Here is a 22,650-nt window from a genome sequence, read left to right as displayed (position 1 = left end):
ACGTCATGACTGAGTCTTCTACGTCCCGCAAGTTCGAGCATGGTGCCTGGCCAGGGCCAGGAGCCAGTGCCGATCCGACTTCGGGCATCAACACCAGCACGGCTGCATCGCCGCCTTTGGTGGCCTTGCTGGAGGCCAGCAAAGCTGTTGCCTTCAACATCAACTTTGCCCGCATCACAGGAGATCCCAAAGCGGCACTGTTTCTCAGCCAGTTGGTGTATTGGACCCGTCGCGGTGCCCAGATCATGAGCAATGAGGGATGGGTGTTCAAAAGCAGGGACCAGCTCGAGATCGAGCTTGGCTTGGGGCGCCACGAACAAGTCACCGCACGATCGCGCCTGGTCGAACTGGGCCTGATCCAGGAGTCCAAAACGGGCGTGCCTGCGCGGTTGAGCTATCGGGTGGTGCCGCAGGTGCTGGGGGCTTACCTTGCTCAGCTGGTACGCTCTGAGCCTGTCCAATGGTCATTGCTGGATATTCGTTCTGACACGGAGCACATCCGCAGCATGATGGGCAGACAGTTTGCCTTCTACAGGGTGCTGATGAACATCACAGGCAGCTGCACCAGTGCCATCTACTTGTCCAAGGCATTGGCCATCCAGCGACGCTTTGAGGAACGGGCCGCGCGCAAGTTGCTGGAACAAGTCTCTCAGTCCCATGCTGTCCCATCAGAAAGAGCAGTGCAGGAACAGCAATTGTCCTGGGACACCCGCTGGTTTCGCATGGCAGCGGACGCCACACAGCTGGACACCGGATTGAGCGTCGCACAGCAGCGAGATGCGAAGCACAAATTGTGCCAAATCGGTGTTTTGCATGAAGCCATGATGACCCACCCGCGCAAGCAGCTGTACGTGCGCATCGACATGGCGCAACTGGAACTAAGGCTGCGTCAATACATGACTGGCACGCCGCCCACCAAAATCATGGCCGCATGTCAAAACCGGCCAACTGAGAATGTGGACAACTCTGCAAGCAAAGGGAGCGAATTGAACGATGCCGCATCTTTGCGAAGTGGTGAGGCCCTCGCCACTTCGCAAGATTGCGGCATAAATAAAGGAAAACCCTTTAGTTCTCCCCAAATGGCAGGTTCAGATGCACGAACGAGCCCTCCGGATGTGGCTGACTATCAAAACCAGCCTGTCTGGACTGTGGATAACTCTGATTCAGTTGGCCAGAATTCGCAAACCAGTTGGCCGGTTTCAGCGTCCAAGTTGGCCGGTTTTAACACGCCCAGTTGGCCGGTTTTAGCAGGCCTACATGCGCGTGCGTCGCGCGTGCGCCAAGATTACAAAGGTGAATACAGAAATACCACCACAACAAGACCTGAGACAGTTTTACCGTTGAATGATCCGATGGATGCTGCGTTGGCTTTGCCGCCGCCGCCATCGTCCCCAGTGCAGCCTTCGGCTGCTTTGCAAGGTGCTGGTTCAACTGACGGCAATGTGGTGGTGGTGTCTTTGCCTAAAGTTGAGCAACAAACACGGTCTGACGGCGCGCGGGCATTGACCGAGCCATCACAGTCCGAGGCCTGGCAATCCTGGCAATGGCCTGAACAACTGGGTGAACGTGAACGCAAGCAGGCAGCTCGAATTGTTGCCTCGCTTGCTAAAACCGGCCAACTGGTGGACGCCCAAAACATCATTGACGAATTCGCGGGCGCCCTCGATGCCGGGGTGGTTCGCTCGGCGCTACCTTACCTGGGAGGGCTGGTGCGGCGGCACCAGGCGACACCCGGTGGCTTGGTTTTTGAGCGAGCAGATGAAGCCCGCAAGCGACGCCTGGTGCGACAGCAGATCCAGTCCATGGGCGTAACAAAGCCAGCAGAACCGAAACCTGCAGCAGATCCGGCCGCGTCCGCTGTGAACACCCCAGTGGCGCTCAGTGACGAGGCAAAGGCGGGGCTGGAGAGGGCACGGGCCTTGCTCAGGCAATACAAAGCTGGACGCCAGGAAGGATCGTCGACATGACCATTGTGGAACAAACCCAGCGCAGAGCTGGACTCGTGGAAGGCATCACTCAGAACGATCTTGACCAGTGGCATGCCCTCACGGACATGACGCCTCATCAGCGTTTGTTGCATTTGGCCTGGATGGTCGAATCCCGCTCTGAACTGGCGGTGCTGTGGTTGTTGTTTGAGAACCATCGACGGCTTGGCAAGTTGGGGCCAAGCGCAGCCCGCGAAGAGTCCAGCAATGAGGCAGCACGCCTGTTTGGCAGCTTGTTTGGCACATCAGCCAGAAGCATCTGTGACAGCATGCGCAAGCTGATCGACTCCGGTGTGGTGAGAGTGCATCCGCATGTGGACAATGTCAAACGTGAAATGTGGCTGCATTGGCCTGCCGTGTGCGAGCGTTGGCAGGCCACGGCGTTTCCAGAGCAGCATGTGCTGGAGTTGAACTGGGTGGCTCATGGCCAGCGGGCGGCCGTGGCTGTGCTGCTGGCGTTGGCTGAGCATGCCAGGATCAATCCCGGAGCTTTTGCTCGGATATCGGCCAGAGACATTGAGGCGCAGTACAGGCCCATGCTGGGAGAGGCCGTGATGAATCAGACCGTCATTCGCTGGGCCATGAAGTTGAGCGCTTCGGGCCTGATTGAGCGGCAATCCATGGAAGTGCCCATCACCAAGGGTATGCGGTTGGTGCCTGGGGCGCTGGAAGATGCCGTAGCGGCCTTTTATCAATGTGATGTGAAAGTGCAATGACTCATGGCAGTTGAATTTCCTCGAGAGACAAAGAGCGTGCTTGGCATTGAGATCGATGGTGATCTCAGCGAAGAAGAAGTTCGTCAGTGGCTCCAATTCAATGCCTTGGACATGCACACCCGGCTGTTGCGCCTCAATTGGATCTGTCGTGGCAACCGATCCCAAACGGCAGTTCTCTGGGCCTTTTGTGAGCACCACCGATCAGTCAATGGCTTGGGCAAACAGTTCTTCGCTCACATTCAGACGCCGGATCTGGAGCGCAGGGTGGTGCTGGATTTCCAAATCTCCAAGCGTTCAACCCACCATGCTTTCCTGTATTTGCTGGAGACCAAACTCCTGACCATGGTATTTGAGGGCGTTGCGCAGCGACAGACCAGGACGCGCAGGATGTGCCTCAATTGGTCCAATCTCAACATGCTACTGCAGACAGTGAATTGGTCACAAATCCCAATAAGCACGCTCCAGCTCAATTGGGTGGCTAATGATCCTGCTGGCTTGGTCATTTTGATTGACGCGCATAGCCATGAGGCTAATTTCGGTGCTGTTACGGGTCCCAAAAATATGGGAAAAATGTATTTTGAGCTAACAGGCCGCCAGATTCATCGCAACGTGTTAGCAATCAAAATCGATCAGCTTGAACGCAATGGTTGGCTTGAAATCGGGGGAAGGAAAAAATGGAAGGTGAGCGAATATCGACTCGCACCCAAAACACATGACTCAATTGCACGATTTTTAGAAACCGATTTCGAGCAATTGATCAATCCGGATAGCCAAGGCAAATGCCTCAAATCGTGAAATTGAGCATTGGTTCAACGTCGAGCTGCTGGCCATTTAAGTTCACATCATCTTCATCATCCTCTGGGGTGGTGCTGCGCGTGCAGAGTCTTCAGGCGCTCGCGTGCCACATGGGTGTAGATGGTGGTGGTCGAAATGTCGGCATGGCCCAGCAGCATCTGCACCGCGCGCAAGTCGGCGCCGTGGTTGAGCAGGTGCGTGGCAAAGGCGTGGCGCAGGGTGTGCGGTGACAGCGGCGCAGTGATGCCCGCCTGCAAAGCATAGCGCTTGACCAGGCTCCAGAACATTACACGGCTCATGCCGGTGCCCGGCGTGGGGCCAGCGCTGGTCACAAACAGGGCATCACTCTGGCGGCCCTGCAATAGTTCAGGACGCGCTGACTGCAGGTAGCGGTTCAACCATTCACCTGCGATTTGGCCAAATGGCACCAGGCGTTCCTTGCTGCCTTTGCCCTGCACACGCAGCACCGACTCACCCTGCGATACATGCAAGGTCTTGAGCCCCACCAGTTCGCTCACCCGCAAGCCGCTGGCGTACATCAGCTCCAACATGGCGCGGTCGCGCAGACCCAGTGCTTCGTGCACTGCAGGCGCGGCCAGCAAGGCTTCAACCTGCGCTTCACTGAGGGTTTTGGGCATGCGCAAGGGCTGCTTGGCCGCCAACAGCTTGAGAGTCGGATCAACCTCTACCAGCGACTCGCGCAATGCCCACTGGAAAAAGCGCCGCATCACCGTCAGGCGCCGGTTTGCCGAGGTAGCTTTGCTATGGGCATGGCGCTCTGCAAAATAGATCTGCAGGTGGTGCTCCTGCGTTTGCAGCAGGGCCAGGCCCTGAACTTGGTGCAGCCAGCGCGCCAGTAGCGTCAGGTCGCGCTTGTAGGCGGCCAGTGTGTTGGAAGAGAGGCCATCTTCTAGCCAAAGCGCATCGGCAAATCGGTCAATCGCGTCCTGGCTAGTGGGATGCATCCGTCAAATTTCCGGTGAGGGCTTGAGATTTAAGACCAGGTACACGCCAGGCCCAAGAGAGGGCGTGCGCCTGCGGACTCACTGCGGTCATATCACTGACGGATTGGTAATGAGCGCACATGGGTGCTCATTACTGGACGGCATTCAATCGCTTTGATGGCTAGAGTGTACAACCGGATCGAACCCGCCTCGTGGCGCCAGTGATCCGCTTCGCTCCTCCTGGCGCTGAATGTGAATGCGTCTACGCCGCAGGGCGGGGATTTCAACTCGTGGTCTGCGTGGGAAATGAGCGCATGCCCGAATCTTCCCCCGGCTCTGTCGAGGACCGGCACACCAGCGCTTCGCGCGTCAAGAGCTGTCCTGGCCGTCGCCGTGCAATGGCGTTGCCATTTTTATTGCACAGCGCCAACCAGGCCATCTCTTGTCAGGTGTGCCTGCACCGTCTGGCCACGGCATAAAGCCGTTCGTGTCGTCCCTGCGGGACCCACTCACTTTTTATACGTGTCCAACCGTTGCTCCTCGCCATTTCCGGGGGCTGCTTCGGGCATGCGCTCATTTCGTTGTGTCAGCACCGGGCGCCTGGTGGGTTGATTTCCAAGAAGGAAGTTCCCGCCGCTGACGCAACCGGAGAGCTTCATGCAATTTAACCGCCTCATTCTGGGTGACTGCTGCCAGGTCATGCCCACACTGCCCGCGTCATGCGCAGATTTCATCCTGACTGATCCGCCGTACCTTGTGGGCTACAAGGACCGCAGCGGCCGCACCATCCAAAACGACATTGAGGCTGATTGGCTGATGCCCGCTTTTCGTGAGGCGTACCGGGTGCTCAAACCTGATTCCCTATGTGTGAGCTTCTACGGGTGGACCAAGACAGATTTGTTTTATGCCGCGTGGAAAGCCGCAGGGTTTCGCATTGTTGGGCACATCACCTTTCCGAAGCGGTATGCCTCGGCTTCGCGTTTGATGCGCTACAGCCACGAAAACGCCTATTTGCTGGCCAAGGGTTCGCCTCGCACGCCTGAACATCCTATTGGGGATGTGATCGACTGGAGTTATTCCGGCAATCGGCATCACCCCACGGAAAAGCCCCTGAGTGTGCTCACGCCGCTGATTGAGACGTTTTGCCCGCGTGGTGGGCTGGTGTTGGACCCGTTTGCAGGCTCAGCGTCAACCTTGGTGGCCGCCCGCTCTCTGGGCCGGCAGTACCTTGGCATTGAGCTGGACCCCAACTACCACGGTGTTGCTTTGCGCAGGCTCCACAGTTTCAGCGCTGGCCAGACGGCGTATCTGGAGCGCGAACGTGCCAGCAGCGCAAGCGTCCATTACATGGAGCGCGCAGCATGAGCAAGCGGACCCAAGAAATTCAATCGCACATCCGTGACTATCTGCGTGGATACGGGGGGCAGAATTTGACAGCCCTGGAGCAACTGGCGAACTTTGCACATTGGCCAGAAATGGCGCAACGCGAAATCGATCAACGTGCTGCGCACATCGTCGGGGTATTTTCTGATTCGGAGTTGCACGCGATCGCGACTGGCACGGTGGACATGCAGGCTTTGGCTTGCGAGGTCATGACGGAGCTTGGGGGTAAGTCGTCATGAACTACCTGGTGGACTTCGATGCAGATTCGATCAGCCTGCGGCTGATCTTCGAGGCGGAGCAGTTCACCACCCACTCAGGGGTGGTGACACTGCAATGCCTGCCCATGGCTTTGCCCTTTGCCCGCAAAGCGGCTGACTTGTCAGAGCTGGGAGGAGGTGGGCTTCAAACCGTTTACGTCGCGCAGCGCGTGCATGTGACGCCTGGCGAATTCGACGCTTTCGCTTGCCGACTTTGCGCCGACGCGCCAGCATGGCTCGCACAGGCTCGCGATGCGTTGCCGGCGTTTGGGGTCGCGGGTGGTGCTGTTTGTGTGATGGTGGCGGCCGAGGGGCGGCCGATCTTGTTCATTGATTTTCAGGGCTATTCATACGCCCGCTATGTCGCGAGGTTGGGATGAACTCCGAAGAATTTTCCGAATTTGACCCGCAGGACTTCTGACTTCATGAGCGCATGGTGCCGGGCCCATGGCAGTTGCTCAGCGATGACGAACGCCAAGCCTTGTCAGGCCTGGCTCGCTCTCAACTCCAGTTTGAAACGCTGGAGGAACGTGGGCGCGACCGATTGGACTTCAAAGAGGTGTCCGTTTGGGGCGTGCGTGAAGCCCTGGCCCGTGCCTATTTGGCCGGAACAGGGCGAGGGCATCCGTAACCCTTTGCCCCGCCAGGGAGTGTGCCGCTGGCGGGGTAGGGGCGAGGCGCCTCATGGTCAGTTGCTTCGCAATGAATGTGCTCTTGGAGAAGGCTAAAGCCCTCTCCGCCGCGCTGCACTACGCTTCGCTCCGTTGCGCTTGGCATCCTCTGGCAAAGCCGACTCGCTGCGCGAATCGGCGGCTACGGTCGTGCTATGCGCCGGGTATACCCCGCTCAAGGACGGCCAATTCGTCTGCACTCAACCGATTCCCACGTAATACTGGCATTTCCGAAGAAGGGATTTGGGGCGGGGTTTGCCCGCCCGCAATTGCTTGTTTCTTTAATCGGGCGCGGGCTCGCGCCAACGAATTTTTGAATGTGCCAATCGACGGCGTAAATCCGACAAGGTTGAGCTGCTGGCAAATCGAATCTTGGTAGAACCCCAGTCCAATCAGTTTTTCGATTTCGGCTAGGTGCTCGAATACATAGCTGCCCAGCGACTGACTTGGGTTGCGCGGAGGCAAATGCCCTGTGCTCATTTTTACCTCCATATTGGCGTCGGCCATCGAAATCAACTCCGTTACTGACAACATGCTACCAGCGACGAGCGGGGTTTCCCACGCAGTGCTCTCTATTTGTCATTTTTCCTCGATGTTTGCTATTGATGTGTGATTTATTGGGAGACCATGCTTTCAATATGTAATTTATGGATGGCGTCTTGCTCCCGATGTGTGATTTTCCGTTGATGCCTGCTATCGATGTGTGATTTTTAAAAAAATCGAAGATTTCCAAGGTGAGTCGAAGTCGTGAGAAGACCATAAATCCCACTTTCCTCGAAAACGAATAAAGTGCAGGATAGGCCAGCGGCCCAATTTATGGCCGGAATCCGGCCATAGTTTGAACAGTTGATTAGATCCTTGTGTTGCCTTGCGGGCGGGCGCTGCTGACATCTGCCAGTTCAGTGCCTCTGCAAATGTCCAGAGCAGTCGCCAATAGGGGAGTGTGGGGAAGGCTTAGGCCTGCGGCAATTCGTCCCAGTTTGTGGTGTAGCTCGGCGACATCCTTTCCTGCTTCATCTGCCAAGCCATGTAGCTACCTTGCGTTGACACTTTCACGGTGCCTCGCCCGTAGCGCTGGTTGAGCGAGTCCAAGGCCACCATCAGTCTGGAGTTGCTGGTGGTCTCCGGTTCCAGCAAATCACCTTGCCTGTGCGTGACCGGACTGATCTCGCTAAGCATGATCCCGGCCTTCTTGTATTGGTACTCGGGCTTGAACATGCGCTCGCACAGGTAGCTGGCCCAGCGGTTGACTTCCAGGCTGTCGTTGGTGGGATATGGCAGTGGCACAGCCAGGCTGGGCATGTACTGCGGCAACTCTTTGCGAAACCGATTGGTTTGCAAGAAAACCTGGAGCACAGCCGCATGGCTGTTTTGCGCCCTCAGCTTGGCGCAGGCATTGGCCACAAAGGTGGAAAGTGCATCCTGCAGTATCGGCAGTTGGGTCACCATGCTCCCGAATGACCGGCTGGAGATGATCTGCTGGCGGTCGGGCTGAATCTCTTGCAGATCGATGCACGCAATCTCTTGCAGCTCGCGTTGGATCTTCTCCATCACCACGCCGAATTCATCCCGCAGTGTGGGTACGTGGGCCTGCCGCAAATCATTTGCGGTGCGCACGCCCTGCAAGGCCAGCTTTTGCGTGAGCTTTCGGCCCACTCCCCAGACCTCCTCAACGGGTATGCGTTGCAACAGGTGTGCTTTCTGGTCCTCGGTCAAGGCGTTGTAGTTGAACACGCCACGCGAGCGAGGGTGCTTTTTTGCCACATGGTTGGCGAGCTTGGCCAGCGTCTTGGTCGGACCAATGCCCACGCACACAGGAATGCCGCTCCACTTCGTCACCCGTTCGCGCATGGTGTAGCTCACGTCGCGCAGCTTAGGGATGCCTGTCAGGTCCACAAAGCACTCGTCAATCGAATACACCTCGTGCCGTGGTGCAAACTGGCTCAGGATGTTCATGACCCGGTTCGAGAGGTCGGCGTACAGCGCGTAGTTGCTGCTCATGGCCAGGATGCCATGCTCTTCGGCCAATGCCTTGCACTCGAACCATGGCTGCCCCATGCGGATGCCCAGGGCCTTGGCCTCGTTGGAGCGGGACACCACGCAGCCGTCGTTGTTGGAGAGCACCACCATGGGCACTCGCTTCAGGTCAGGCCGGAACACCCGCTCACAGCTCACATAGAAGTTATTGCAATCGACCAGCGCCAATTGCTGCACCGCTGTGCCCATGGCCGAGCCTCAATAGAGCTTGTGCAAGTTGTAGGTCACCACGCCCCACACATCGAAATCTTCCCCGTCCTTGACGGTGATGGTGGGGTAGATCTTGTTTTCTGGGACGAGCTTGATGACGCCCCCGCGTTTGTGCAGGCGTTTGACTGTGAAGTCATTGTTGAGCACGGCCAACACGATGTTGCCGTGCCGGGGCTCGATGGAGCGGTCGATCAGCAGGGCATCACCTTCATAGATGCCCGCATCGATCATGGAGTCACCCTTGACCTTGAAAATGAAAGTCGCATCGCCATTGCGGATCAGGTGTTCGTTGAGGTCAATGCGCTTGCGGGTGTGATCGGCAGCAGGTGATGGAAAGCCAGCCGCCACAGACCAAGAGCAGACATCCAGCCAGACTTTTGTGTCTGGCACGAATACGGGCAATAACGATGTTTCATGAGAGCTTGGCATGCACCAAATATACTGGATATAACAACAGTATTTCAAGTGCCAATATTCAGCACATCATGTAGACTTTAGGTTGAGGATCTGGGTGCGGGGCATGACACCAACTCGGGCATGTGTTGCCAGTGCATCAGTTCAGCCGCTTGGACGGTGTCTGCACTCAGCCAGGCGTCATACAGTTCGGGGGCAATGATGACAGGGGTGCGTTTTTCATCCCCGGGTTTGTGAAACTGGTTCATCACCGGATGCTCATCGGCATTGACCGTGAGCATCGAAAAGCTCACCACCCGCTCACCCGAGGCGGGGTCGGTCCAGCGATCCCAGAGGCAAGCAATGCCGAACGGGCCTCCGCTGGCCAGCTCAATCTTCCAGCGCACGGCCTTGCCTGACTCGTAGCTGGGCTCGTAGAAGTTATTGACCAGCACCAAGCCGTATTGGCGCTGACGCCATGCGGTGCGGAAACTGGGCTTTTCTGCAGCGGTCTCGCTGCGGGCGTTGTAGGTGTGGCGGCTGATCTTGTCTTCTTTGGCCCATGCGGGGATCAGGCCAAAGCAGGCAAGACCGCACGCTACCCGACCCGTCTGGTGGCTCTTGACCACCACGGGAGCAGCGAACCCAGGGTAGGACTCTTCAGGGTAGCCAACTGGCAGATCGACACCCAGCATTTCCTTGACCCACTGGGCGCGTTGGGTTGGCGTGAAATTGGTGCACACGCAAGCAGTTTACATTTTGGACCCGTGTGCAAATGCCGTTGCTGCGTGCATAATTTGCAAGAGATTTACGCCTCCCCGCTTCTCCTCCCTGAGCGGGTGCCAATCGCGACAGCGAGAGGCTTCTGGCCCCAGCCCCATGCTGGGGCTTTTTTTTGAGTTCGGCGCTGGTTGCTGGTTGCTGGTTGCCCAAATTTCCGGTTTTTGTTGGTCAGGGCATGAGGATTGCCTACATAATTCGCGTGGGGCTTCGGTCCTCCCGTTTCACCTCCCTGAGCGGGTGCCTTGCGTGTGATAGCACAAAGGCTTCTCGCCCCGGCCGCGCGCCGGGGCTTTTTTATTGGCGGGGCTCGTCCAACTTTCCTTTATGTGGCTCAACCACGCGGGTTATCATTGAAAAAGAGCCCCGACGTTTCTCTCTCTGCATTTCGCTTCACCAGTCGAATTACAGAGGTCACATGCCCACTCAGAAACGCGCCCGCACCCTGAACCAGGGACAATTTCAGCGGCTCATCAAAATCACCATGTCCACCTCGCGCTGCCCGGAGCGCGATGCCCTTGTCCTCATGCTTGGGCACCACACCGGCATGCGCGTGACCGAGATTTCCAGGATCACGGTTGCTGACGTGATGCACCCTACGGGCAAGCTACGCTCAGAAGTGAGTTTGCGTGAAGCGGTCACGAAAGGTTGCCGCCAGCGCTGCGCCTACCTGGTCACAAAGCCCCTGGTCGATGCCCTGCAGGCCTACCTGGTGCACCGGATCGAGCGGGAGATCGGCACGGACATGGCCAGCGGCCAATACCGTGGGCTGCTGCCCCACCAGCCATTGATTTTCAGTGGGCGGGGCTCAGGTTTGAGCCAGAACACCAAGCGCCGGGTCCTGGAGACTGGCGAGCACCGCGATTACAAGGCCTGCGACAGCCTCCAGAGCCATGTGACCAGACTTTATCGGCGGGCAGGCCTGGCTGGGGGCTCCAGTCATTCGGGGCGTCGCACTTTCGCTGGCAAGGTGCTGGCCTCCACCGCCGACATTGACGCCGTGGCCCAGCTGCTCGGACATTCCAACATCGAGTGCAGCCAAAGGTATGTGGACATTGCTCCCGCCATCCTGAGCCAGATGTTCGCGGATGCGCTGTAACACTCAGATTGATCGTTGAACGGATAACAGGTAACATAGAAAAAAAAATGGCAATTCAATCCTTCGCGTGCGCCGACACCCAAGAGCTGTTCACCACCGGGCGCTGTCCACGGTTTGCCAACATCAAGAAGGTCGCTGAACGAAAGCTGGCCCAGCTCGATGCAGCGCCTTCACTGAGCTTCATGCGGGCACCGCCAGGCAACGACCTTAAAGAGTACGACGGCGCATGGCACGTTCGGATCAACGACCAATGGCGACTGACGTTCAAATGGGGGCCGAGTGGCCCGTTTGATGTTGTGATTGAAGACCCTCACTGACTGACGCAAAGGACCATCATGTTCAAAAATGGAATGCGCCCCATCCATCCTGGGGAAATCTTGCTTGAGGACTACATTAAGCCGATGGGTATCAGTGTCCGCGCACTGTCGCTGGCCCTGCACGTCCCTTACTCGCGCCTGCGCGAAATTGTGGACGGCAAACGCGGCGTGTCGGCAGATACGGCGCTGCGCCTGGAGCGCTACTTCGGTAGTGAAGCCCAGGGCTGGCTTGCTCTGCAGGCCGCATATGACCTTCGCATTGCCGAAAAGCAAAGCGCCAAGCTCATCACTCGTGAAATCGAACCCCTGGCGATGGCGGCATGACACGAGAAGAATTCAAGCTGATCGCCCGGCTGCTCAAAAGCAAAGAGCCCGTGATTACTGCCGTGGGCCTGGTGCTTTTCGATGACATGGCCAACGTAGACGCGGCACGGGCGGTGGGCTGCACGCCCCAAGCTGTGCACCGCTCGACCAAGCGGTTTTTGGCGCTGCACAAAGAAATTTGTATTACTTTCAAAAATCTCTTACATGAACCTCTGGCGGTTGATATTATGACACCAAGGTGGTAAAAAAATGAAGCTAATCAAGGCTAGAGTACAGAACTACCGCTCGGTAGAAGACAGCGGCGAGTTCGAGATTGGGGACATAACTTGTCTGGTGGGCAAGAACGAGGCAGGGAAGACGGCGATCCTCAGCGCCCTTCGGGCGTTGAGGCCATCCAAAGCACAGCCTTTCGAGATTGACGAAACCATCGACTACCCCCGCCGTTTCTCCAGGCGCTTTGATGAGCGCCATCCGGACGGCGAAGCCGAAGTCATCCGAACCTGGTGGAAACTTGAGGCTGCGGATGTAGCAGTGGTTGAGCAACGCTTCGGGCCTGGTGTGCTCAAGAGCGATGGCTTTCAAGTCCACTTTGGATTCCGTTATGAAGAAGACAAGCGGACTTGGGAGATCGAGGTCGACGATGCCAAGTGTTTGGAGTATTTGACTGGCAAGCATGCCCTCAATGCCACAGAGCGCAATGTACTGCATGGCGTTGCAACCGGGCCTGCCGCTGACAAGGCACTCTCTGCTCTGTCAGAGCGAACCCAGAAGCAGGAGGCGTTGCTTCAAGAAATCAAGAAGTGCCGCGAGTCCAGGTTCAGCCTGGGCATCATTGATCTGCTATCTGCTCGACAGCCCAGGTTCTTCTTCACCTCCCACTTCGAGCGCATGTCCGGGATGGTCTCGCTCAACCAGTTGCAGCAAGACAAGCAGCAGAACAATGTCAGTGTCGGCGACAAGATTTTTCTCTCGTTCCTGGAATACGCGGGCACGACATTGGAAGAGCTCATCGCAGCCGATCGTCGCGAAGCCCTAAAGGCCAAATGCGAAGCAGCCAGCAACGAGATTACCGAGGAGATTTTCCAGTTCTGGAGCCAGAACAACGCCCTGGAGGTGGTCATCGAAATCGACTCGGGCAAGCCCAGCGATCCTGCGCCGTTCAACTCGGGAATCGTCGCCGACATCCGCATCCGCAACACGAACCACAAAGCCACCCTGCCGCTCTCAGAACGCAGCGCTGGCTTCGTATGGTTCTTCTCCTTCCTAGCCCAATTCAAGCAGCTCAAAAAGACCGAGAGCAACGCAATCATCTTGTTGGATGAGCCCGGCCTGACACTCCACGGCAAAGCCCAGGGCGACTTGCTGAGATACATCGTCGAACGTCTGCTACCCGATCATCAGGTCATCTTCACTACACATTCACCGTTCATGGTTCCAATGGATCGATTGAACGATGTGCGCATCGTGGAGGATGTCATCAGCTTCAATCAGAGGACAGGGCGGCCCGAGCTTAAAGGCACGAAGATCCACGCGGATGTTCTTGAAGTCAGCGATGACACGCTGTTTCCCTTGCAAGGAGCTTTGGGGTATGAGGTTACGCAGTCTATGTTCATCGGCTCGCATACATGGCTGGTAGAAGGGCCCTCCGACATTCTCTACCTGCAGACGCTGTCGCAGGCTTTACGAAAGCGCGGCCGCGAGGGAATGGATCGCCGCTGGACCCTTTGCCCCTCTGGCGGCATTGACAAGATAGCCCCTTTCGTCAGGCTGTTCGGCGGCAATCACATCGACATAGCAGTGCTCTCGGATGTCGCCAACTCAGACAGGAAGAAGATCGAGGCCGTCAAGAGAGAGCAGATTCTCAAGGCCGGTCACTTCTTCACCGCAGCGGATTTTGTCGAGCAGCAAGAGGCGGATGTCGAAGATCTCTTTGATCCAGAGCTATTTGCTGAAATTCTCAATGCTGCCTATAAGCCGCCAGCGGCCAAAGAGGTCACCAAGGATTCATTGCTTGCGGCGTCTGAGAGTGAGCGAATCGTCAAGAAGGCAGAGGCTCTGTTTAGGCTGATGCCAAGTGAGGTTGCAGAGTTCGATCATTTCGCGCCTGCACGGTGGTTACTCGATAACCCAAGCGTTCTTGATAACGACGCTCCGGCAGTCCTAACAACTTTAGAGCGGGCTGAGAAGGTCTTTGCCGCATTCAATGCGCTGTTGTCGAACAAATAGGAAACCAGGGATGCAATTCACCGAGAAAGAGGTCACCCCAGGACTGGTCATGCACCTCTGCCCTAAGACCATGCTTTCGAAAGGTGGCGAGGTCACTTGCCGACCCGAATTTATTGTCCAAGGGCACCACTTCTTCCTGGTGGTCGAATCGGGTCCGAAGCGGTGCCGCATGTTGCCGCTATATACGGAGCCTGGTGTCGGTCGGGTTGAAATATCGACTGATGGACGTACTGGTCACAGCATGTGGACAGACGGGAAGTTTCACTTTCACAGGGAGCAGGTATGGGATGTGAGCAAGGCGGTGGCTGTTTCGGCGGCGAATGCGGCCCATGATCAATCCCGGCCTGGTGCACGAAACCTGCTGGCGACCGAGCACATTCCAAGGCTCTAAAAGGAAACCAGGTCATATGACTGCCTACATTATTGATAGCCACCCTCTGATGTGTGAAGCTATCACCATGGTGATTCAACGCATCAAGCCTGGGATCAAGATAGTAGCAGTGCACAGGCTAAACGCCCTGGACTCAGCGTTTGCCAAAAACGGTGAACCAGAATTGATTTGCATGGAGCTGGATCTGCCTGATAGCACGGGTACGTCGGGCATCCAAATGGTCCGTGCTAAGTTTGCAGATGTACCTTTGGCCGTTTTCAGCAGGAGCGATACCCAAGACTACAAAGCTGCCAGAATCACTCCTGGAGCAAACGTGTACATTGATAAAACATCACCAGTCACGCAGGTTATGCAAAAACTCCGGGACTTGCTTGTGATCAGCAGTTCAGAAGGGGACGAAACAGCTATCGTCGCACCGACCAAGTTGTCCAAACGGCATAAACAACTGATTTTGATGCTTGACCAAGGCTTGTGCAACCGTGACATCGCCGAAAAACTTGGTATCAGCGAGCACACCGTCAAGGTCCATTTGTGGCGTTTATTCAAACGCTGGGGCGTGAAGAGCCGCACGCAGGCTTTGCATTTCGCTCGTGCCAACGGTTGGTTGCGGATATGAAGAAGGAAACCAATGACCATGGTCACCAAATACCCTGTCACGTGCCCATGCGGGCATGTTGGGTTCATAAAAATGAAGGAGAACGATCAACCGTTCTCTGGGCAGTGGGAGTCTTACTCCCTTGTTGACTTGAATGGTGGCTCAACGCGCGTTGAAGGCGGCTTTCTCGGGTGGGAGAAAGTCTTTGAGGGCACGAAACCCACTTGCCCGAAGTGTGCGACCAATTTGACTCCTGATCACTTGAAGTAACCGAGGAAACCCGACGATGCCCACCATTGAACACGAAACGTCGCCCGCCATTGCGGCCGAAGTTGCCCGCGTCAAGCGGTTTCTTGCTGGGCCCATCAAGGGTGATTCTGGGATGAACGCCTTTATCGTGGGACATGTGGCAGGGCCATATTGCCCCGACCAGGCCGCCAATTGTGGCGCGGTGATGCGCTTTGAATGGACAGGCCCAGTCATTCAAGGTTCCATCTTCAACGGGTACTCTCCGAACCAACTTTTCGACGAGCATCCGCACAGGGCATTCATACCTGCTGGTACGAACAGCAATCTCAAGCTCATCGAGATTGTGTTGGTCAGGGGTTGTAGTTGGGAGGATGCCATTGTAGATCCCTCGTTCTCGTTGGCCAACCTATGCTCCTGGCTGTCAAGCAAGCGTGCAGGATGGCGGCAGGCGGTTGCTGAGAGGCTTGAAGAAGAAATGGCGGCGATCGTTGCTACTCAACCGAATATCTCGGTCTGCGTCCCATGAGACTGCATCTACCGGTCCACCGTCATTAAGAAGTATCCGAATCACAATTGGCCATATCGAACGCGCCAAGTCACAAGGGAAACTAACTTGGCCTACGCCGTGGGTAAAGTGGGTACTGATATCTTGCAATTTGTTGATCAACGCCGTGCAAGTTGTTTGTAGAAAATTTTGTGATAATATGCATACCGTGGTACTCCGTCCTCACCTTTTGTGCTGAGTTCGACGCCCTCACGTACAGCACTGCACCCCCTTCAAACCCGCATGGTTACTGGCTTTGCGGGTTTTTTCATGCCCGCAGCCCGTCCACTGCGTCAAGCGCCTTCCACCCTCGCTCATCGCCCACGCCTGGTCGGCTCTTCACCCCATGTCTTTGAGAAAAAATCGCATAACCCTTTGATTTCATTGGGAAATATGTCGAATTGCCCTGTCTGAAATATCTGTCCGTTTTTTTGCACACCCCGTGCAAGTTTTCGGCTGAAAAACGCTTGACACCCGGGCACAGTCTGGCCGTGCGCTGCCTTGACCCCAGCGCACGGTCAGTCCATCTCCTTGGACTGTCCATGTCCTGAAGGCCGGGGGCGAAAGTCCCCGGCTCTTCTTTCGCAGCTCATCGCAACAGCAGGCTGCACATGATTACCCGGAGAACTTGTATGAGTCGAGTCCACATTGCCCGTATCAAAGATGGCCTTGCCGTGATTACCGTCGCAGTGCTGACATCACCCGCTTTGGCGCAGGTCTCAGTATCTGTCGGCAACGCAGGCTCCAACTATGTGAACAACAAGGCCAACATCCTCTACGGTATTGTTGCTGGCGCTTTGGGCATTGCCTCAACCATCGGCTGGTCGATGGCCGCCTACAAATTCATGTTTGTGGAAAACACCAAACTGTGGGACTTGAAGGGCCTATTCGTTGGCGGCCTCATTGGCTTTGGTGCTGCCACGTTTTCCGCTCTGCAAATGTCCTGATCGGATATACGCGTGGCTGAACATCGGGTCTTCAAAGGGGCAACCAAACCTGCTATGGTCGCGGGCGTTCCGATGCTGCCCATGGTTGGTTTGACGCTGGGATCACTGCTGCCAACCTTCTGGTTGCTGATCGCCCGGCTTTATGTCGGCTCTGTTCTGATGTTGATCGGATTCGCTATCGGGTTTGTCTGGCTGCGCATGGCCAGTAACAAAGATGCCTGGCGCTTCAAGCAGGAGTATTTGCGCCTGGTGGCCAGACGGCAGAAGGGCAATGTTGAGATCTGGGGCGGTGTGAGCTACGGCCCTCATCGCCTCAAAAAGCGTTGACCATGTTCACGCGTCTTGCCTATTGTCGGTCCGCTGGTTTTCATCGAGCACTTCGAATCAGTGCTTTGACAGTGACATTCCTCTTGCAGTCCAACCCAGTGTTCTCTGGGCCGGTGCTGCTTCATGGCCTATCGTCCGGACAGATAGTTGATGCGGTTGGTCGCCTTGAGGTGGCATTTTCCCCAAACGAAGGCAGTGAAGCCCTCGTGATCAGAGTTATTGACTCAGCCCGCAAGGAACTGCGGGTCATGGCCTACAGCTTCACGAGTGCACCGGTCACGCAAGCGCTTATCGCTGCAAGCAAACGTGGCGTAGACATCAAGGTGGTGGTTGATGAGAAAAACAACCTCTCCCAAGATGCGCCCAAGGCACGCGCTGCGCTGTCTGGCCTGCTCAGCGCCGGCATCGATGTTCGCACCATCAACGCCTACCCGATCCACCATGACAAGGTCATCGTGGTCGATCGGAAAACGGTACAGCTGGGTAGCTTCAACTACAGCGCAGCAGCAGCCAACCGCAATTCGGAAAACGTGCTGGTGAACTGGGAAAACCCACAACTGGCACAGGTGTACTTGCGACACTTCACTCGCAACTATGCCCAGTCGGTGGCCTATCGCATCCGTTACTGACGTGGACGGCAGCGTAGACGCTCATGAAAACCGCTCCCCACGCCGCACCTGTAAGCATTCGCCTGGGTGCGCTGCAGGCCGTCTTTGAGGCATCGTGCGCGGCTTCAGATACAAGCCCAGGCGATGCCATTCGAGAGCTGATCGCACAGGTAATGCAGACGCCCCAATCGCAATCAGATTGGGCAACTTGGGTGCGCTCTGTCCAGCCAGCTCATGCAGCGGGGGAGGGCGCGCGCATGCGTTTGTCCGTTGGGGCCGCAAAAGAGCCATTTTTGCAGTGGTGTAAGGAACAAGGCTTGTCGGTGAGTGCAGCGTTGCGGTTACTGCTTGCGCGGCGTTTGGCGGATCGAATCGCCGCAAAGGGGCTGGTCAACGATCCGGGGGTGCGATATGCAGCTACTACACACGAATCATTGCCGCAAACCCTGGTACATGCCGGGCAAACCGAAGCCACACATGACAAGCACCGTCTGCGCCTTCGGCTCAAACCCAGTGAAATGAGTGCCATCACAGCATTGGCCGAACAAAGGGGACTGAGTGCACAGGCCATGGTCAGCAAAGTGGTTCGAGCTTACTTGCTTCAAGCTGCTATTTTCAGCCACCGAGAAGTGGTGGATCTGGGGGCCATTAACCTGGCGCTGATGCGCATTGGCACCAATCTCAATCAGATGGTCCGTCATCTCAATGCACACCCACACGCGCAGCCCGTTCAACTCGAAATCCGACAGTGCATAGAGCAGATCAATGCGCACGTCAAGGATTGTGCCCAGGCCTTGGCTCTCTCGCGTGAGCGTTGGCGCATTGAGATCAAGGATTGAACATGCCAGCAAAGGTCTATGTCGATAGGGTCTTGGTGCACTGGGGCGAAGAATTGCTCTGGGATGAGAGCCATCGGTCGGTGCGCAAGAAGCCAGCACAATCCTCGCCCATCACACTGCCCAAATTCGGTGCTGGTGGACGGAGCAATGCAGCAGGTAGTCAAGCAGCAAATGCCGTCAAAGCAGCAAAGGTTCGTGAACATCTTGCGGCGTTGGTTCGAAAAGCCCCACAGGTGATGGTGAAGATCACAGGTGGCGGGGCGGATATGCGCCGAATTGGCTCACACATCGACTACATCGCACGGGGTGGAAAGTACAAAAAAAAGGACCAGGAAGAGCTTGAAATCGAGACCGACGATGGCCAGGTCATCCACGGGAAAGAGGCACGTGCTCAGCTCAAGGACATGTTTGCCTACAGTGGAACCCCCATTCCCGCAGAAGTCCAGGATCTGACTTCAGACACAACACTGCAGCGCAGGCAACGTCGTGAAGCGCTCAACATGATCTTGTCGATGCCGCACGGCATTCAACGCGAAACGGTCAAGGCCGCAGCTCGGGCCACAGTGCGCGAGCTGTTTGGCAACAACCATCTGTTTGCCATGGTGCACCATGAAGACACAGATCACCAGCACACCCACGTGGTGGTCAAGATGGTGGGGCACGATGGCAAACGCTTGAACCCCAAAAAGGCAGATCTGGAAAACTGGCGTTTGGCTTTTGCACGGCAGCTCAACGCCCGAGGCATCGACGCAGTGGCTACTCGCCGGCGAGTGCGATTGCAGCGCAAGAAAGGCGAGAGTCAGGCCGTTCGTCAAATCAAGGATCGCGGAGAGGAGCCACTTCGTGAGGGAACCTCCAAAACCCAGGATGTTGCGCAGATGCGGGCGCAGGCCAATGAAAAGCAAGCCACCCAGGCCTACAAAGAAATGGCACAGGCATTGGCGAGCAGTGATCTGAGTGAAGACCGAAAGCTCGCACAAGGCCTGCAGGGCTATCTCAAGCAGCACGGTGTCGAATTGCGTCTGCGCCGCCAACCGGGCATTCGCTGATCCGATTGAGGTGATTTCATGGCCCCCGAATTGCTCTTGACCTTGACCCTGGCGTGTGCGCCTCAGGTGCATCCAGACACCGCCTTGCGCCTGATCAGACATGAAAGCGGTGGCAACCCCTATGCCATCGGCATCAATGGGCCTTATAGGCTCTCGCCGCAGCCCAGTTCGAAGTCACAGGCGGTCGCTACTGCCAACATGCTTTTGCAAGCTGGGCTGTCCATCGACATGGGCTTGGGCATGATCAACAGCAAAAACCTCAAGTCTCTTGGCCTGAGTGTGGAAAGCGTGTTTGACCCCTGCACCAATTTGCAGGCCATGCAAACCATATTGCAGGCAGGGTATTCGCGTGCGGTGAAGACGCATGGGCCAGGTCAAAAGTCGCTGATCGCCGCCCTCAGTGAGTACAACACTGGCCACCCCGTCAATGGAATCAAAAACGGTTACGTGGCTCGCGTGTTCGCAACGCCAGTGCCTTGGGTTCTCGCTCAAAACACAACGCCAGCCAATATCCAGGCAGGCCAACCTTGAGCATGCAAAGTGAGACATCAGAACCCGCCAATGGGCTGTTCAATGGCCTGCTGCGACAAAGCTATGCGGGAGCCGTGCGCCAGCGTCTGGCACGCATTGAACGCCTCATTGAAACAGGACACCCCCATGAGGCCGTGCGGCGCATCTTGGTGCAAGAGGGCTTTGATGCCTCGATTGGAACTTTTCGGGTCAGTCTGTCCAGGGCACGCATCTGGTGGCGCACTCAACTGTGGCAGGTATTACAGCGTCAAGCTCCAGAGCGGCCAGGTGAGGGGCCAGCACTTGTGCGGAGCCAGGAGCAGCGCATCAATCAGCCCACAGATCCATTGTCAGAGAGCGGGAGGAAGGCATCCTCTTCGGAGCCAGCAACTTTGCCCAATTCACGGCCAGCATCCGGGGAGCTGCCCGCTACGCCCCAGGTGTCAAAGACGCCGATTCGTACAGACGGCAGTGGCGCCGGAATTGACCGTGCGCAGCTGGAACAGTTTTTCCGACGCAAGTCAATTTTTTCTAAATCATGAGCAAGCCCATATTTGCCCATGATTTCTCCACACAACCATCCAACCAAAGGCCATTCATGAAAATCGCAGTTCTCAACTTCTCCGGCAATGTGGGGAAATCAACCATCGCACGCCATTTGTTGGCTCCTCGCATGCCCAAGGCAGGGGTGGTAGCCGTGGAAACCATCAATTCAGACAGCGCCAGTGACAACACCATTCGTGGGGCTGACTTTGGAAAACTCCAGCAAGACCTTCAACTCGAGGACGTCGCCATTGTTGATGTGGGAGCGAGCAACGTCGAGCAGTTTCTGGCACTCATGCGCCAATACCATGGCAGCCAAGAGGACTTCGATTTGTACCTGGTACCCACAGTGCCAGTTCCCAAGCAGCAACGCGACACCACGGAATGCATTGTCGAGTTGGCCAACTTGGGAGTGCCGGCCCACAAGATATTCGTGCTATTCAACCTGGTCGAGGCTGGTCAGGACATTGAAAGTACTTTTGAGCCTATTTTTCAGTTTGTGGATGCCTTGCATCTGTGCATGACAGATCCGCAGGCTGTGATTTTCAAAAACGATGTATTTGGCCTGATCCGTAACTCAGGCCAAACACTGGCCGAGGTCGTGGCTGATCAGACAGATCTGAAGGCAGCCATCCGCGACAGCAGCGATCCCGCTGAAAAGATGGCACTCGCAGAGCGTCTGTCTATTCGGCGTCTGGCCGTGGGGGTGAACAAGAACCTGGATGAAGTTTTTGCACTGGTGATGCAATCATGCCAGGCTGGGTGAGAGAGAGTGGTCGGCAAACCGATTTTCCAATGACGCACGAACAAAGTCTGGCGCATGAAGGTGAGGCACCAGATGCTGGTGGAGCCGCACAGGCTTTTCCGTCACTGCCAGCAGCTCCCATAAAAGCTGCGAAGGCGCCTCTGACCCAAAGTCAACGCGATGAACTGCTCGCAGAAGTGCTTGGCGATGTCTTGCAACTGTCCAATGCAATCAACGATATTTCCACGCAGCTTGAAAACATGGGGCGTGCGATGACCAGCCAAGACTTTGTGCGCTGGCGCAACACGCTGGATCTCAAGATGACCGAGCTTTCTGAGATCAATCTGTCCGATCAAGCTGCCAAGCGATTGCAAAGTGTGGCATCGGTTTGGGTGGAGCAACTATCTCGGGAAACCAACACGCTGGTGCAGCTGCAGGTCAAACGTGCTGTCGGCGACACCTTGGCATTCAACCGGTTGTTTGACCGGCTACAGCGCGAATGGTTGATGCGCATGGCTGCTCTGGCCGGTGTTTGTTTTGGCAGCACGCTGCTTGCCCACCTGGTGTGGTCGCTGTGGTTATCAGGGAGGTAAGGAAAAATCATGTTTCGAAAAAGTCTGATTATTTGGACATTGGGCGTTACGGTACTGATACCGCCTGCTCAAGCGCAGGCTGCGCTCGATGGCGATGAAAAACTGGCCTGCGAAGCGCTGTTGTGCCTGGCCGCCAGCACCCGCCCGGCTGAGTGCGTGCCCTCCATCAGAAAATATTTCTCCATCAGTTTCAGGTTGTTCAAAGACACGCTGCGCGGGCGCCTGAATTTCCTGAACTTGTGCCCCGTGGTGACCCTGCCGCACATGCAGTCATTCAAAAATGCCTTGGTCAACGGGGCAGGGCGCTGCGATGCGGCCTCCATCAACCAGGCCAACTACCAGGGAGATATGGACTCTGGGTTCCGTGTCGAAAACGTGATGCCCAGTTATTGCGTGGCCTATTTTGGCAATGGTTTGGTTCAGTCGGGTGCCCCTGTGTATGTAGGCGAGCCGCAGTTCGGCGGGCACTGGGTTGAAGCAAAAGACTATGCCGTAGCCCTTCAAGAGTACACCGCCATGCGTGCAAGGCAAGCCGCGCAAGCTGTGTCGGCTGATCAGCCTTAACAAGCACAT

At 56.3% G+C, this 22,650-nt stretch carries 30 protein-coding genes; 25 read left to right on the top strand and 5 right to left on the bottom strand.

The window, feature by feature from the left end:
• Nucleotides 1–5 precede the first annotated feature (5 nt).
• The 3 genes from IC609_RS11245 to IC609_RS11235 are packed head-to-tail and all read left to right on the top strand — an operon-like array spanning nucleotide 6 to nucleotide 3,496.
• On the top strand, nucleotides 6–1,967 hold the full coding sequence (locus IC609_RS11245; protein ID WP_191819582.1) for a hypothetical protein: 1,962 nt from the start codon (nucleotides 6–8) through the stop codon (nucleotides 1,965–1,967).
• Nucleotides 1,964–2,701 carry a hypothetical protein gene (locus IC609_RS11240; protein WP_191819581.1) on the top strand — a complete coding sequence of 246 codons (738 nt, stop codon included), beginning with the start codon at nucleotides 1,964–1,966 and terminating at the stop codon, nucleotides 2,699–2,701. Before IC609_RS11245 ends, IC609_RS11240 begins: the two co-directional genes overlap by 4 nt.
• 3 nt (nucleotides 2,702–2,704) lie before the next feature.
• On the top strand, nucleotides 2,705–3,496 hold the full coding sequence (locus IC609_RS11235) for a hypothetical protein (RefSeq protein ID WP_191819580.1): 792 nt from the start codon (nucleotides 2,705–2,707) through the stop codon (nucleotides 3,494–3,496).
• Nucleotides 3,497–3,552: 56 nt separating this feature from the next.
• On the opposite strand, the gene xerD is transcribed toward IC609_RS11235, so the two are convergent.
• Complete coding sequence (gene xerD, locus IC609_RS11230) at nucleotides 3,553–4,461, bottom strand: site-specific tyrosine recombinase XerD (protein ID WP_191819579.1); 909 nt, start codon at nucleotides 4,459–4,461, stop codon at nucleotides 3,553–3,555.
• A gap of 293 nt (nucleotides 4,462–4,754) precedes the next feature.
• Here xerD and IC609_RS11225 point away from each other — a divergent pair, with 293 nt between their 5' ends.
• The 5 genes from IC609_RS11225 to IC609_RS11205 all read left to right on the top strand — a co-directional run bounded on the left by IC609_RS11225 (nucleotide 4,755) and on the right by IC609_RS11205 (nucleotide 6,711).
• Nucleotides 4,755–4,919 carry a hypothetical protein gene (locus IC609_RS11225; RefSeq protein ID WP_191819578.1) on the top strand — a complete coding sequence of 55 codons (165 nt, stop codon included), beginning with the start codon at nucleotides 4,755–4,757 and terminating at the stop codon, nucleotides 4,917–4,919.
• Nucleotides 4,920–5,097: 178 nt separating this feature from the next.
• On the top strand, nucleotides 5,098–5,805 hold the full coding sequence (locus IC609_RS11220; protein WP_191819577.1) for a DNA methyltransferase: 708 nt from the start codon (nucleotides 5,098–5,100) through the stop codon (nucleotides 5,803–5,805).
• On the top strand, nucleotides 5,802–6,062 hold the full coding sequence (locus tag IC609_RS11215; RefSeq protein WP_191819576.1) for a hypothetical protein: 261 nt from the start codon (nucleotides 5,802–5,804) through the stop codon (nucleotides 6,060–6,062). The genes IC609_RS11220 and IC609_RS11215 overlap by 4 nt, the downstream gene beginning before the upstream one ends.
• Nucleotides 6,059–6,460, top strand: a complete 402-nt coding sequence (locus tag IC609_RS11210; RefSeq protein WP_191819575.1) for a hypothetical protein — start codon at nucleotides 6,059–6,061, stop codon at nucleotides 6,458–6,460. The genes IC609_RS11215 and IC609_RS11210 overlap by 4 nt, the downstream gene beginning before the upstream one ends.
• A gap of 53 nt (nucleotides 6,461–6,513) precedes the next feature.
• Nucleotides 6,514–6,711: a DUF6900 domain-containing protein gene (locus IC609_RS11205; RefSeq protein ID WP_191819574.1), complete on the top strand. Its 198-nt coding sequence runs from the start codon at nucleotides 6,514–6,516 to the stop codon at nucleotides 6,709–6,711.
• Between the two features lie 193 nt (nucleotides 6,712–6,904).
• Here the strand turns inward: IC609_RS11205 and IC609_RS11200 are convergent, their stop codons facing one another.
• The 4 genes from IC609_RS11200 to IC609_RS11185 all read right to left on the bottom strand — a co-directional run bounded on the left by IC609_RS11200 (nucleotide 6,905) and on the right by IC609_RS11185 (nucleotide 10,134).
• Nucleotides 6,905–7,258: a hypothetical protein gene (locus tag IC609_RS11200; RefSeq protein WP_191819573.1), complete on the bottom strand. Its 354-nt coding sequence runs from the start codon at nucleotides 7,256–7,258 to the stop codon at nucleotides 6,905–6,907.
• A gap of 447 nt (nucleotides 7,259–7,705) precedes the next feature.
• Nucleotides 7,706–8,977: a Y-family DNA polymerase gene (locus IC609_RS11195; protein ID WP_191819572.1), complete on the bottom strand. Its 1,272-nt coding sequence runs from the start codon at nucleotides 8,975–8,977 to the stop codon at nucleotides 7,706–7,708.
• A gap of 9 nt (nucleotides 8,978–8,986) precedes the next feature.
• Nucleotides 8,987–9,388, bottom strand: a complete 402-nt coding sequence (locus IC609_RS11190) for a LexA family protein (RefSeq protein WP_333473683.1) — start codon at nucleotides 9,386–9,388, stop codon at nucleotides 8,987–8,989.
• 104 nt (nucleotides 9,389–9,492) lie between these two features.
• Nucleotides 9,493–10,134 carry an SOS response-associated peptidase gene (locus IC609_RS11185; protein WP_191819570.1) on the bottom strand — a complete coding sequence of 214 codons (642 nt, stop codon included), beginning with the start codon at nucleotides 10,132–10,134 and terminating at the stop codon, nucleotides 9,493–9,495.
• A 455-nt stretch (nucleotides 10,135–10,589) separates the two neighbouring features.
• Between IC609_RS11185 and IC609_RS11180 the strand changes: the two genes are divergently transcribed.
• The 17 genes from IC609_RS11180 (at nucleotide 10,590) to IC609_RS11100 (ending at nucleotide 22,641) form a co-directional block, all read left to right on the top strand.
• Nucleotides 10,590–11,270, top strand: a complete 681-nt coding sequence (locus IC609_RS11180) for a tyrosine-type recombinase/integrase (RefSeq protein WP_191819569.1) — start codon at nucleotides 10,590–10,592, stop codon at nucleotides 11,268–11,270.
• Nucleotides 11,271–11,317: 47 nt separating this feature from the next.
• Complete coding sequence (locus IC609_RS11175; RefSeq protein ID WP_191819568.1) at nucleotides 11,318–11,587, top strand: type II toxin-antitoxin system RelE/ParE family toxin; 270 nt, start codon at nucleotides 11,318–11,320, stop codon at nucleotides 11,585–11,587.
• Between the two features lie 18 nt (nucleotides 11,588–11,605).
• On the top strand, nucleotides 11,606–11,911 hold the full coding sequence (locus tag IC609_RS11170) for a HigA family addiction module antitoxin (RefSeq protein ID WP_191819567.1): 306 nt from the start codon (nucleotides 11,606–11,608) through the stop codon (nucleotides 11,909–11,911).
• Nucleotides 11,908–12,156, top strand: a complete 249-nt coding sequence (locus IC609_RS11165) for a hypothetical protein (protein ID WP_191819566.1) — start codon at nucleotides 11,908–11,910, stop codon at nucleotides 12,154–12,156. The genes IC609_RS11170 and IC609_RS11165 overlap by 4 nt, the downstream gene beginning before the upstream one ends.
• Before the next feature lie 4 nt (nucleotides 12,157–12,160).
• Entirely contained in the window at nucleotides 12,161–14,137 is a 1,977-nt protein-coding gene (locus IC609_RS11160) for an ATP-dependent nuclease (RefSeq protein WP_191819565.1), read from the top strand.
• Nucleotides 14,138–14,147: 10 nt separating this feature from the next.
• Complete coding sequence (locus tag IC609_RS11155; RefSeq protein ID WP_191819564.1) at nucleotides 14,148–14,528, top strand: hypothetical protein; 381 nt, start codon at nucleotides 14,148–14,150, stop codon at nucleotides 14,526–14,528.
• A gap of 16 nt (nucleotides 14,529–14,544) precedes the next feature.
• The gene (locus IC609_RS11150) at nucleotides 14,545–15,144 is read left to right on the top strand and encodes a LuxR C-terminal-related transcriptional regulator (RefSeq protein WP_191819563.1); all 600 of its coding nucleotides are present in this window, start codon (nucleotides 14,545–14,547) and stop codon (nucleotides 15,142–15,144) included.
• A 265-nt stretch (nucleotides 15,145–15,409) separates the two neighbouring features.
• The gene (locus IC609_RS11145) at nucleotides 15,410–15,898 is read left to right on the top strand and encodes a hypothetical protein (RefSeq protein WP_191819562.1); all 489 of its coding nucleotides are present in this window, start codon (nucleotides 15,410–15,412) and stop codon (nucleotides 15,896–15,898) included.
• Nucleotides 15,899–16,548: 650 nt separating this feature from the next.
• Entirely contained in the window at nucleotides 16,549–16,863 is a 315-nt protein-coding gene (locus IC609_RS11140; RefSeq protein WP_191819561.1) for a hypothetical protein, read from the top strand.
• A gap of 12 nt (nucleotides 16,864–16,875) precedes the next feature.
• Nucleotides 16,876–17,190 (top strand): VirB3 family type IV secretion system protein, encoded by a 315-nt coding sequence (locus IC609_RS11135; protein WP_191819560.1) that lies wholly within the window; start codon nucleotides 16,876–16,878, stop codon nucleotides 17,188–17,190.
• Between the two features lie 2 nt (nucleotides 17,191–17,192).
• Nucleotides 17,193–17,819 (top strand): phospholipase D family nuclease, encoded by a 627-nt coding sequence (locus IC609_RS11130; protein WP_191819559.1) that lies wholly within the window; start codon nucleotides 17,193–17,195, stop codon nucleotides 17,817–17,819.
• Nucleotides 17,820–17,842: 23 nt separating this feature from the next.
• A complete protein-coding gene (gene mobC, locus IC609_RS11125; protein WP_191819558.1) occupies nucleotides 17,843–18,637 on the top strand; it encodes a plasmid mobilization relaxosome protein MobC in 795 nt (264 codons plus the stop codon).
• A gap of 2 nt (nucleotides 18,638–18,639) precedes the next feature.
• Nucleotides 18,640–19,686 carry a relaxase/mobilization nuclease domain-containing protein gene (locus IC609_RS11120; protein ID WP_191819557.1) on the top strand — a complete coding sequence of 349 codons (1,047 nt, stop codon included), beginning with the start codon at nucleotides 18,640–18,642 and terminating at the stop codon, nucleotides 19,684–19,686.
• 18 nt (nucleotides 19,687–19,704) lie between these two features.
• Entirely contained in the window at nucleotides 19,705–20,217 is a 513-nt protein-coding gene (locus tag IC609_RS11115; protein ID WP_191819556.1) for a lytic transglycosylase domain-containing protein, read from the top strand.
• A gap of 577 nt (nucleotides 20,218–20,794) precedes the next feature.
• A complete protein-coding gene (stbB, locus tag IC609_RS11110; protein ID WP_191819555.1) occupies nucleotides 20,795–21,505 on the top strand; it encodes a StbB family protein in 711 nt (236 codons plus the stop codon).
• A gap of 29 nt (nucleotides 21,506–21,534) precedes the next feature.
• Nucleotides 21,535–22,077: a hypothetical protein gene (locus IC609_RS11105; RefSeq protein WP_191819554.1), complete on the top strand. Its 543-nt coding sequence runs from the start codon at nucleotides 21,535–21,537 to the stop codon at nucleotides 22,075–22,077.
• Between the two features lie 9 nt (nucleotides 22,078–22,086).
• Nucleotides 22,087–22,641: a TrbM/KikA/MpfK family conjugal transfer protein gene (locus tag IC609_RS11100; RefSeq protein ID WP_191819553.1), complete on the top strand. Its 555-nt coding sequence runs from the start codon at nucleotides 22,087–22,089 to the stop codon at nucleotides 22,639–22,641.
• Nucleotides 22,642–22,650 lie beyond the last annotated feature (9 nt).

Origin of the sequence: Limnohabitans radicicola (assembly GCF_014837235.1) — a bacterium.
GTDB classification, from domain to species: Bacteria; Pseudomonadota; Gammaproteobacteria; order Burkholderiales; family Burkholderiaceae_C; genus Limnohabitans_A; species Limnohabitans_A radicicola.
Note: the sequence above shows the minus strand (reverse complement) of the source record. Positions and strands in the feature narration are given on the sequence as shown.